10 protein-coding genes, 1 pseudogene and 1 other annotated feature are annotated in these 11,950 nt (G+C 34.6%); of the genes and pseudogenes, 9 read left to right on the forward strand and 2 right to left on the reverse strand.

Annotated features, from left to right (window positions below):
- The first annotated feature begins 84 nt into the window (after positions 1 to 84).
- Positions 85 to 302: a binding site (T-box leader), on the forward strand.
- Positions 303 to 351: 49 nt separating this feature from the next.
- A pseudogene (gene argS, locus BHU61_RS12300) lies at positions 352 to 2,020 on the forward strand (arginine--tRNA ligase).
- A 109-nt stretch (positions 2,021 to 2,129) separates the two neighbouring features.
- On the forward strand, positions 2,130 to 2,492 hold the full coding sequence (locus tag BHU61_RS12305) for a YbaN family protein (protein ID WP_111717279.1): 363 nt from the start codon (positions 2,130 to 2,132) through the stop codon (positions 2,490 to 2,492).
- A gap of 34 nt (positions 2,493 to 2,526) precedes the next feature.
- On the opposite strand, the gene BHU61_RS12310 is transcribed toward BHU61_RS12305, so the two are convergent.
- The gene (locus BHU61_RS12310; protein WP_111717281.1) at positions 2,527 to 3,537 is read right to left on the reverse strand and encodes a LacI family DNA-binding transcriptional regulator; all 1,011 of its coding nucleotides are present in this window, start codon (positions 3,535 to 3,537) and stop codon (positions 2,527 to 2,529) included.
- A 195-nt stretch (positions 3,538 to 3,732) separates the two neighbouring features.
- On the opposite strand from BHU61_RS12310, the gene BHU61_RS12315 reads away from it, so the two are divergent.
- The 7 genes from BHU61_RS12315 (at position 3,733) to BHU61_RS12345 (ending at position 11,768) form a co-directional block, all read left to right on the forward strand.
- Positions 3,733 to 5,904, forward strand: a complete 2,172-nt coding sequence (locus BHU61_RS12315; RefSeq protein ID WP_111717283.1) for a PTS transporter subunit IIBC — start codon at positions 3,733 to 3,735, stop codon at positions 5,902 to 5,904.
- Positions 5,905 to 5,955: 51 nt separating this feature from the next.
- A complete protein-coding gene (locus BHU61_RS12320) occupies positions 5,956 to 6,774 on the forward strand; it encodes an endonuclease/exonuclease/phosphatase family protein (RefSeq protein ID WP_111717285.1) in 819 nt (272 codons plus the stop codon).
- Positions 6,775 to 6,860: 86 nt separating this feature from the next.
- Positions 6,861 to 7,223 carry a cytochrome b5 domain-containing protein gene (locus BHU61_RS13515; protein ID WP_199798236.1) on the forward strand — a complete coding sequence of 121 codons (363 nt, stop codon included), beginning with the start codon at positions 6,861 to 6,863 and terminating at the stop codon, positions 7,221 to 7,223.
- A 158-nt stretch (positions 7,224 to 7,381) separates the two neighbouring features.
- Positions 7,382 to 8,056, forward strand: a complete 675-nt coding sequence (locus tag BHU61_RS12330) for a response regulator transcription factor (RefSeq protein ID WP_111717287.1) — start codon at positions 7,382 to 7,384, stop codon at positions 8,054 to 8,056.
- Positions 8,053 to 8,934 carry a sensor histidine kinase gene (locus tag BHU61_RS12335; protein WP_170122558.1) on the forward strand — a complete coding sequence of 294 codons (882 nt, stop codon included), beginning with the start codon at positions 8,053 to 8,055 and terminating at the stop codon, positions 8,932 to 8,934. Before BHU61_RS12330 ends, BHU61_RS12335 begins: the two co-directional genes overlap by 4 nt.
- Before the next feature lie 112 nt (positions 8,935 to 9,046).
- Complete coding sequence (locus BHU61_RS12340; RefSeq protein WP_111717288.1) at positions 9,047 to 9,796, forward strand: ABC transporter ATP-binding protein; 750 nt, start codon at positions 9,047 to 9,049, stop codon at positions 9,794 to 9,796.
- Between the two features lies 1 nt (position 9,797).
- On the forward strand, positions 9,798 to 11,768 hold the full coding sequence (locus BHU61_RS12345; protein ID WP_111717290.1) for an ABC transporter permease: 1,971 nt from the start codon (positions 9,798 to 9,800) through the stop codon (positions 11,766 to 11,768).
- On the opposite strand, the gene BHU61_RS13525 is transcribed toward BHU61_RS12345, so the two are convergent.
- A partial coding sequence (locus tag BHU61_RS13525) for a hypothetical protein (protein ID WP_206781552.1) occupies positions 11,755 to 11,950 on the reverse strand: 196 nt, incomplete at its 5' end. The two genes, BHU61_RS12345 and BHU61_RS13525, sit on opposite strands and share 14 nt — an antisense overlap.

The following is an 11,950-nucleotide window of genomic DNA, read 5'->3' on the forward strand; positions in this document are numbered from 1 at the left end:
CCGTTTTCTTGATGATAACAGTTTATAAAATTTATTTCTATTTTCTTTTTATTATAATCATGCTATTATATTAAATAATTTAATAACAATTTGTTTACACGAAGAGAGTAATATTGATTTGTTCATAAGTAGCGAGCTATAGAAGGTGGAAGTATAGCATGATAATTGATATGAAGCGCACTTCGTAAATGATATGTTGAACTTATAGTAGGGATATCCGGTGGAAACATCGTTAACAATCATTGAGTATGTCTGTTGACATGAACAAGAGTGGTACCGTGAATCTAGCATTCGCCTCTTTTTTTAGAGGTGGATGCTTTTTTATTTTAAAAATTTTTAGGAGGAGAATAGATGAAACATTTATTAGCTAATATTTTAAGAAAAGAAATTGAAGTATTGAGTGAAACTGAAATATTAAAGTTGATTGAATATCCGAAGCATGCGCATCAAGGAGATTTATCATTCCCATGTTTTACGTTAAGTAAGCATCTGAAAAAGAGTCCAATGATTATTGCACAGGAAATAAGCGAGCGTTTGAATGATGAACAAATTGATAAAGTTGAAGTTGTGAATGGCTATTTAAATGTATATTTTAATAAACAAACACTAGGAACAAATGTTATTCAGGAAGTATTGCGTGATAAAGAAAACTTTGGTGCTCAAAATATTGGTCAAGGTAAAGTGATAACGATGGATATTTCTTCACCGAATATCGCCAAACCTTTCTCGATGGGGCATTTAAGATCAACTGTTATCGGTAATGCAGTAGCCAATATTACAGAGAAATTAGGTTTTAAACCAGTAAGAATAAATCACCTTGGAGACTGGGGAACGCAGTTTGGTAAATTGATTGTAGCTTATAAAAAGTGGGGGAATGAAGCTGACGTTAAAGCAAACCCAATACCTGAATTATTCAAGCTATATGTTAAATTTCATGACGAAGCAGAACATGATGAAGCTTTAAATGAAGCAGGAAGAACAGCATTTCTAAAACTAGAGCAAGGTGAAGCTGAGCATGTAAGACTCTGGACATGGTTCAGTTTCGCTGCAATCGTTTAATGAGATATATGCACGTCTTGGTGTTTCTTTTGATTCGTATAATGGAGAAGCATTTTACAATGACAAGATGGATGCTGTCGTAGAAAAGTTAGCAGCATTAAACTTACTCGTTGAAGATCAAGGTGCAGAAATAGTGAAACTTGATGATATGCCGCCAGCGCTGATCAAGAAAACGAATGGCTCAACTTTGTATATTACAAGAGATTTAGCAACAGCAATCTATAGAAAAGAAACGTATGATTTTTCTGAGTCATATTATTTTGTAGGTAATGAACAGTCACTTCATTTCAAACAATTGATAGCAGTATTAAAGATGATGGGTTATGAGTGGGCAGAAAATATGGAGCACATATCGTTTGGTATGATCTTAAAAGATGGTAAAAAGATGTCTACGAGAAAAGGGAAAGTTATCTTTTTAGAGGAAGTGCTGGATGAAGCGGTGAATATGGCGAAACAAAATATAATCGCGAAATCAAATGAGATTGAAAACATCGATAAAGTAGCTGAACAAATCGGTATTGGTGCTGTAATATTTAATGACCTGAAATACGATCGTCAAAATGATATTGAATTTGATTTAGAAGATATGTTAAAAGCTGAAGGCAATACGTGTTTATATCTTCAATATACAAACGCTAGAATCCATGCCATTGTTAGAAAGAGTGGACTGGAAACAACTCACATTAAAGTGAATGAAATAGATGATGTGGCATGGGATATCGCTAAAGATTTAATGATGTTTGAAGAAGTCATCTATAATGCATATGTAAAGCAATCTCCTGCAGAGATTGCTAAGTATTTACTGCAACTTGCACGTCACTTCAATAGTTATTATGCGAATGTAAGAATATTAGACGACGTAGTAATGAAGGAAAATAGAGTAGGAATATTATTAGCAGTTTCTATCGTAATAGAAGAAGGATTAAGCTTACTAGGTATTGAGACACCGAGAGCACTTTAATATATTTATAGCGTTGAATGAAACTTCACTAAAATGATATATCCTCATCAAACATTTCATCAAGAATTTTAGTATAATGTGGATATTATCATATTTAGGAGGATATCTCTTGAGGTTATTATTATTATCCGTTGGAGTTATTTCGACCATCCTCGGATTTGTTGGTACATTTTTACCGCTCTTACCAACGACACCATTCTTATTGCTCGCAGTCTTCTGTTTTGCGAGAAGTTCAGATAAGTTTCATAATTGGTTAGTGCGAACAAAAATTTATAAATCTTACGTTCAGGAGTTTTATGAACGTGGTGGCTATACATTGAAGAAAAAGTTTCAGTTATTATTAAGCGTCGTTATTGTTGTAGGGATTTCGATTTATTTAGTGGATAATATTTATGTAAAAATTGGACTTAGTGTAATGCTGTTGATGCAGGCAATTGTTTTGTTTACGGTAATAAAGACGTTAGATGAATAAAAGCTTATGACAAATTTGTCATAAGCTTATTTTTTTACTTTAAGTTAATAACAGTTTCACGTTCGATTAATTCATGAGGCACAACAATCTTAGTGTTAGAAATGTCTTCTCCATTCAAATGTTTAATAAGCATTTTGACTGATTCGTGACCGAGTTTTGCGGTATCGATATCAATGGTAGTTAAGTATGGGTGTGTTAATGTCGAGAGTATCGAGTTATTAAAGCTGATAACAGAAAGATTATCAGGTACTTTATAGCCGTACATTTGTACAAGTTGCATAACACGTAGTGCAAATATATCGTCAAGCACCACGATAGCAGTTGCTTTTGTTCGGATCAAAGTATCTTCAAAGTCAGCATAATCTGTATGTTCTATAATTGGAATACTATCAAATACTTTGAGTTGATTGAGCATCATTGCCTTCTGATAGCCGAAATATCTTTCGAAATAAATACCTTCTTTAATCGTATTAGTAACAAAAAGAATATTGCGATGACCATTTTCAATCAAATGTTCTGTAGCATGTTGGCCAAGTAACTGATTGTCATTGTCAATATAACTAATTATATTATGCTGTGTATAAGGTTGCCCAATGAGTGTAAATGCAATTTGCTTTTCAAGCAAGTATTTTATTACGGGATCACCTTGGTGAGCATATGCTAATATGAAACCACCAACTTGCTTTTGCTTGTGCATCACTTTAACATCTTCTAATAAATCTTCTAAGTTCTTAGCTATAGCCACCGCAGTAGTCATATTATTTCTTCTTGCTTCATCATTAATAGCTTCGATTATTTCTAAGAAGAATGGATTGGCCATTCGTTCTTTTGAATTGAGTGGAGGTAGGATAATTCCTATTGCATTTGAAGTTTGCTTCCCTAAGTTTCTGGCAGCGATATTTGGAACATAGCCCATTTCCTGCATCACTTTCTGAACTTTTCTTCGAGTAGCTTCAGAAATAGAAGGATGATTATTAACAACACGTGAAACTGTTGATGTAGCGACACCAGCTTGTTGTGCAACATCTTTAACTGTAATGGCCATAATAATCCTCCGTAAGTCTTTTTCTTAATAATATATGCAACCGATTGCATTGTCAATGATGGTTTTTCCACAAAATTTCATAGCATTTATGCAAATAAAGTATATTATTTTATGAATTACTGTTTACAAAACAAATTTCTGATGATATATTTATCTCAAGTAATGCAACCGATTGCATAAAAAGGAGAAAAAATTATGAAACAGTTATTAAGCTTTGAATTTTGGCAAAAGTTCGGTAAAGCACTGATGGTTGTTGTAGCAGTAATGCCAGCAGCAGGTCTTATGATTAGTATTGGAAAATCGATCCCATTAATTAGCCCAGACATGCAAATGTTAATCACAATTGGTGGTGTCATTGAAAGTATTGGTTGGGCGATTATCGGAAACTTACATCTTCTCTTTGCGTTAGCTATTGGGGGAAGTTGGGCAAAAGAAAGAGCAGGCGGTGCGTTTGCAGCAGGTATCGCATTCGTATTGATTAACCGTATTACAGGGGCAGTATTTGGTGTTAACAGTGCAATGCTTGCAGATGATAAAGCATTCACGCATACATTATTCGGCACAAAGATTATGGTTAAAGGTTTCTTTACGAGTGTATTAGAATCACCGGCATTAAACATGGGGGTATTCGTTGGTATCATCGCAGGTTTCGTTGGTGCGAATGCATATAATAAATACTATAATTATAGAAAGTTACCTGACGCATTATCATTCTTTAATGGTAAACGATTCGTACCATTCGTTGTTATTCTTTGGTCAACTATCGTTGCATTAATTCTTGCTATCGTATGGCCATACATTCAAGCAGGTATTAACAACTTTGGTTTATGGATTGCTACAAGTAAAGATACAGCACCAATCTTAGCACCATTTTTATTTGGATTCTTAGAGCGTTTATTATTACCATTCGGTCTTCACCATATGTTAACGATTCCGATTAACTATACACAACTAGGTGGAACTTACGAAATATTATCAGGTTCACAAGCAGGTACAAAGGTATTCGGACAAGATCCACTTTGGTTAGCTTGGGCAACAGACTTAGTGAACCTAAGTCACGCTGGAGATACAAGCCAATATAATCAAGTACTAAATGACTTTACGCCAGCACGTTTCAAAGTAGGACAAATGATTGGTTCAACAGGTATTTTAATGGGTCTTGCACTTGCAATGTACCGTAACGTTGATAAAGATAAATTACCAAAATATAAATCAATGTATTTCTCAGCAGCATTAGCAGTATTCTTAACAGGGGTTACTGAGCCGTTAGAATTCATGTTCATGTTTGTAGCAGTACCTTTATATGTTGTTTATGCATTCATTCAAGGTGCAGCATTTGCGATGGCAGACATTATTAATTTACGTGTACACTCATTCGGTACAATTGAATTATTAACAAGAACACCACTTGCGATTAAAGCAGGATTAGGTGGAGATTTAATCAACTTTGTATTAACGACAATCGGATTTGCAGTAGTAACTTACTTCTTAGCAAACTTCTTAATTAAGAAGTTCAACTTCGCAACACCTGGACGTAACGGAAATTATGAAGCAGACATGGCAGAAGGATCAGAAATATCAAATGTTCATGCAGATGATCAAGTTGTACAAATTATTCATTTACTAGGTGGTAAAGCAAATATTAAAGATGTTGATGCATGTATGACACGTTTACGTGTTAGTGTAAATGATAAAGGATTAGTAGGTAATGAAGCAGCTTGGAAAAAGGCTGGTGCGATGGGATTAATCGTTAAGGATAACGGCGTTCAAGCAGTTTATGGTCCAAAAGCGGATGTATTAAAATCAGATATCGAAGATTTATTACAATCTGGTGCTGATATTCCAACGCCAAAGCAAACTGTTGTAGAACCAACTGTATTAGATAACACAGATACTAAAGGATTTACTGGTACTACGAAAAACTTATATTCAGTAGCAGATGGTGAAGTTATCAGTATTGATCAAGTCAATGATCCAGTATTCTCACAAAAAATGATGGGTGAAGGATTTGCAGTGAAACCAGCTGACGAAACAGTTGTAGCACCAGTTGATGGTGAAATCGTAAGCATCTTCCCAACAAAACACGCAATTGGTATTAAAACAACAGATGGAATTGAAGTACTTGTACACATGGGTATTGAAACTGTAAGTATGCAGAAGCCAGCATCACGTGTAGTCGTAAATGATGGACAAAAAGTTAAAGTAGGCGATACGTTAGCGATTATGGATATCGAAACAGTTCAAGCTGAAGGCAAAGATACGACAATTATTGTAGTCATTACGAACAGTGAACGCGTTGAGTCTTTAACATTGGATAAATCAGGTCAAGTAGCAAAAGCTGAAAACATCGGTCACATTGAAATATAATAAAGGGGTAGCTTCGGCTGCCTTTTTATTTTGATTAAAGGAGAGAATAAGATGAAGTTGCTAACACTAAATACGCATAGTTGGTTAGAAGAACATCAAGAAGCTAAGATTGATCAAATTGTAGCACAAATCATAAAAGCAGATTATGATGTCATTGCATTACAAGAAGTGAATCAATTAATTGAGAATACGAACGTCGTATCTGATCAAAATTATTGCCTAGGTAATGATAACATTAACATAAAAGATGATAACTTCGCTTATATCATCGTGAATAAATTAAGAGCCCAAGGTCATAATTATTACTTTAGCTACGCGATGAGTCATATCGGTTATGATAAATATGAAGAAGGCAGTGCGATACTATCAAAACAACCAATCAAACCATATTCAGAATTTGTTTCAATAGATCAATCTCCTGATAACTATCGTTCAAGAAAAATATTATTTGGTGAAACTCAAGTGAACAGGAAATCAATTGTTGTGGCAAGTTGTCATTTCTCTTGGTGGGTAAATAATCAGGATGGATTTAGTTATGAATGGATGAATACAAAGCGTATATTAGAACAATATAATCAACCATTGATTGTTATGGGTGACTTTAATAACCCAGAAGGTACAGAAGGCTATGACTTCGTATTAGACAACAGCGATTTACTAGATACGTATACAAAAGCTGAAGTTAAATACGGCCATCATACAATTGAGAAGAATATCGCAGGATGGGAGAACAATGGCGGAAAGTTACGCATTGATTTCATTTTTGCGAGCAATGAATTTAAAGTGCAATCGAGTAAGACAGTATTTGATGGTGTGAATGCACCGATTGTTAGTGACCACTTTGGCGTTGAAGTTGAAATCACAGAATAGTCATATATTCTCTATATTTAAAGTTGTTTGCAGGTAGGAATTGCAATATGCTTTAAGTATAGAGATTTTTTATGAGGAGGATGATGATGAAAAAATTAATGTTAATCACAGGTGCAATCTTAGTTGCAGTATTTATGGGATTTGCTTTATTTATGAATCAAGGTGGCGGAGAAGATAAGTTGAAACGTGACTTTACGCCGGCTGAAGAGAAGATAATGAAAGACAACGTTTATGATGCAGAAAAGTTGAAAGCATTTGACGGTAAAGACGGACATAAATCTTATGTCGCTGTTGATGGTGTTGTATATGATGTCAGTGACGTTGAAATGTGGAAAGGCGGAAAGCATAACGGTTTAGAAGCAGGTAAAGATTTAACAGAGGGATTCAAATCATCACCTCATAGTGGAGGATTCCTAAAAGAACTTAAAGTTGTAGGATCATATAAGTAAGTGCGAGACACCTCAGGAATGAGGTGTTTTTTTGTTTATGTAGTTTGGGGCGATTCAAACAAGGAACCGACCCAAAATAATACGTCATCATCCTAAATCCTCAACTTACACGCCACATTTATGTCATAATAATAAAAAACGACGGTGGTGGTGAGATGATGAAGGTTTTGATTGTAGAGGATGATTTGGTCATCGGGAAGATGATCGCTGAGGAACTGAAGAAATGGCAGCTAAAACCTATCTTAATAGAAGATTTTAATCACGTGATGGATGCTTTCAACACAAATGCACCAGAACTTGTACTACTCGATATTAATTTACCAGCATTCAATGGTTATCACTGGTGTCAGGAGATTCGTAAAGTTTCTACTGTTCCAATAATTTTCATTAGTTCTCGTAATGATAGTATGGATCAAGTGATGGCGATGCAGATGGGTGCTGATGATTTCATTGAAAAGCCGTTTAATATGACGGTCACGATTACTAAGATTCAAGCGCTATTACGCAGAACATATGATTTCACTACTCAAGTAAATAATTTAACTGTAAGTGCGTGTGAACTTCTACTAGAATCGGCAAAACTCAAATATAATGATGAAACTATTGACCTCACACACACAGAACTTCAAATCATACATGCTTTATTCCAGAATAAAGGGAAGTTTGTCAGCCGTCATACATTAATCGAAAAATGTTGGGAGTCAGAGCATTTCATTGATGATAATACCCTTGCAGTGAATATGACGCGATTACGCAAAAAGCTTCAAAAGATTGACCTTCATGATTTTATTGAAACGAAGAAAAATGTCGGATACCGTGTAGGTGATGTATGAGTTTCTTTAAAACGATTCAACGTGAAATTTATATTGTTGTTTTAATATGCACATTATTCTTATTTATTTTATGGATGTATGATGTACCATTTCAAGCGTATCTTTTAAGTGTATGTATCGTATTATTTATTTCATTGCTATATTGGATAATTCAATATATGAACTTTAAAAAAGAGCGTACGCTATTTGAAGAAAATGAACTGTTAAAGCATGAAAATCATAGGCTGCGCAATGATTTTATCAACTATCAAAGTGAAGTAGAGTCATATTTCTTAATGTGGGTGCATCAAATAAAGACACCGATTACGGCATCGAAACTATTACTTGAAGATCCGGATGAACAAGTGATATCTCAAGTTCGTAATGAAGTGCTGCAAATTGATAACTATACCAATCTTGCACTCAACTATTTGAAACTAATGAACCAGAAGACGGATATGGTATTTATGGAAGTGAGTATCGATGAACTTGTTCGTCCGCTTATCAAACGTTATGCCATTCAGTTTATTCATTATCAAACAAAGTTGCATTACGACAAGAGTGAAGCCTTAATCTTAACAGATGCAAAGTGGGCTTCTATCATGATAGAGCAAATTTTGAACAATGCTTTAAAATATGCGCGTGGAAAAGAAGTATGGATTACGTTTGATGAAACGACAAAGACATTATCCGTCCGAGACAACGGTATCGGCATTAATGCGAGTGATTTACCGAGAATATTTGAGAAAGGTTTCTCTGGATACAACGGTAGGTTGAGTGAGAAATCGAGTGGGATTGGTTTATATATCGTCAGCACAATCTCTAAACGATTAGGTCATAAAATCAATGTTATATCTACAATAAACGAAGGTTCGACATTCACGATTCAATTTAAATAACTCCAATCTTTCATTTTTGTAAGATTAACGGCTGTCTTTGTAAGAATAAATAAAGGCAGCCGTTTCAATTAGCACGTAAGATAAAGGTAACAACAAACAAGGAGTGAACGTAATGTTACTTAATATAAAAAATGTTAAAAAAGTATTCGGTAGAGGTGCCAATCAAACAGTTGCTTTAAAAGATATGAATTTCTCAATTAATGAAGGTGAGTTTGTTGCAATAATGGGTGAGTCAGGTTCTGGGAAATCGACATTGTTAAATATCATCGCAACATTCGATACACCAACTGAAGGATCTGTAACAATCGGTGGACAAGATTTAAGTATGCTAAAGAATAAAGAAGTTGCAAAGTTTCGTCGTGATACTTTAGGATTCGTATTCCAGGATTTCAATGTATTACATACGATGAGTAATGCGGATAATATTTTAATGCCGCTAGTACTTTCAAATATGAAACCTGATATCATGCACGAACGTCTTGCAAGTCTAGCACCGAAACTTGGTATTACAGATCATTTAAAGAAGTTTCCGAATCAAATTTCTGGTGGTCAGCAACAACGTGTTGCAATAGCTAGAGCATTGATTTCAGATCCTAACTTATTACTCGCTGATGAACCAACCGGTGCTTTAGATTCTAAGACGTCAACGGACATTATGGAGTTATTTCAGGACATTAATAAAGACAATCAAACGATTCTTATGGTTACTCACTCTGCAAGGGATGCTGCGTATGCGAGTCGTGTTGTATTTATTAAAGACGGTATTTTATATCATGAAATATACCGAGGAGATGAATCGCAAAACGAATTCCAGAAACGCATTTCTGACAGTCTATCAATGCTATCAGAAAGAGGTGAGTAGCATGATGCAATTATTATTCAAGCTAGTAATGAAGAACTTTAAAGCATTAAGACAAATATTTATACCATTTTTATTAGCAACAAGCGTTATGATGGGATTACAGTATATTATGCTGTCGATGATAAATAATGATTATATCCAAAAGCGGCATGCTGACTTACCGCAGTTGCTTGTATATTCAAACATCCTGGTTGGTTTATTAACGGTTGTGTTTATCATTTATGCGAATCGCTTCGTTATGAAACAACGTCGACAGGAGTTCGCATTAAATATGATACTTGGGTTAGAAAAGCGTCATATAAGATTGATGTTATGGTTCGAAGCAATCATACAATTTGTAGTTATCAGTGTTATTAGTATCATTGGTGGTTATTTATTTGGAAACCTGATCTTCCTGATGTTAAATAAATTAGTTAAGACAAAAGGAATGTCACTGATGAACTATCCATTTGATTTCAAAGCAGCAGCTATTACGCTATTCATCATGGCAATCACTTTATGTATATTGTTTATAATAAATAACATTACACTTACGATGCAAAGTCCAACACAATTAATGCGCACTCGACTTGCTGGTGAGAGGACAACGCCGAAATGGAAGCTTGCAGTGCTGTTCATCATCGGGATTTCTACTTTAGGTTATGGTTATTATTTAGCACTGGATGTAAAAGGTGTACTAGATTCTCTTCAATCTATATTTTTTGCAGTACTACTTGTAGGTGTTGGAACATATTGTTTATTCATGTCGTTAACTATAATTGTGTTGCAGTTGTTGAAAAGAAATAAGAATATTTATTATAAGCCTAATCAATTTTTTTCGATTTCTGGATTATTATCGCGTATGAAATCTAATGCGGTAGGACTTGCTAGTATTACAATGCTTATGACGTTTTTAATGGTGACGCTCGGGATGTCACTTTCTGCATATCGTGGTATTGAAGCACAAGTTGCAGGTAGTATGACCCAACAATACGAAATTAATTTATATGGGGATCAGAAAAAACAAGTTAAAAATATCCAGCAAGATATCAGTAAAATTGCTGACGTTGATAAATTTAGGTATAGTGAACTGTCATTCTTCCCAATTATTAAAGATGGCCATAAATTAGTACCGATAAATGATCAGGTTGGACTTAAGTTAAAAGGTAAAGATATGACGTATGTTGTACTTACAACTGAAAAAGACCATAATATTGCACGAGACGAGCAAGTTTCAGTAAAAGACGGTGAAATCATTGTCAGTACAAACGCAGATAGATTTAGTCATGATAAAACGTTAAAGATTATGGGTAAAGAGGTAAAAGTACAGATAGAGTCTGAAAATTATATCGGCAATCAAGTTGCTATTGATGCGATGTATATTATTGTTAAAGATAAAGCTCAATTTGATGCATACAGAAGTTATTTTAAATCATTGAATAATCAAACAAACAAAATAGAAGTTCCAGAAGCGAGTGGAACACTTGGTTTTAACGTGGATGCACATGAAACAACTTTAAAGAAAGCTATTCCAAAGCTTCAGAAGAAATATGGCATACGTATTGAAAATAAAGAAGATGTTCAAAAAACAATTTATGAGTTAAATGGAGGATTAATATTTATCGGTATTGTCGTATCAATTACGTTACTTACAGGTGTGTTCTTAGTGCTATACTACAAACAACTATCTGAAGGATATGAAGACAAACGCAACTACGACATTATGCAAAAAGTAGGATTACCACAAGAATTGATTAAGAAGACGATTAACAAACAGATTATCTGGATTTTCGGTTTACCGATTATTATTACTGTTATTCATACGCTGTTTGCGACGAAAATTATATTTAATTTACTTGGTGTATTAGGTATTCGTGATAAAGCGATGTTCTTTTCAAGTTATGGTATTGTAATGCTCGTAATTATGGTCGTTTACGGTATCATGTATCTGATTACATCGAGAACATATTATAAAATTGTTAATGAGAAATAAAAATTGGGGCGATTCTAATGAAGAACCGTGCCAAATCAAGCGAAATGGCCCGATTTTGATGAAGAACCGTGCCAAACAAAGCAAAATGGCCCGATTCCAAAGAAGAACCGTGCCAAACAAAGCAAAATGGCCCGATTCCAAAGAAGAACCGTGCCAAACAAAGCAAAATGGCCCGAATTCCA

Origin of the sequence: Macrococcus epidermidis (assembly GCF_003259695.1) — a bacterium.
GTDB lineage: Bacteria > Bacillota > Bacilli > Staphylococcales > Staphylococcaceae > Macrococcoides > Macrococcoides epidermidis.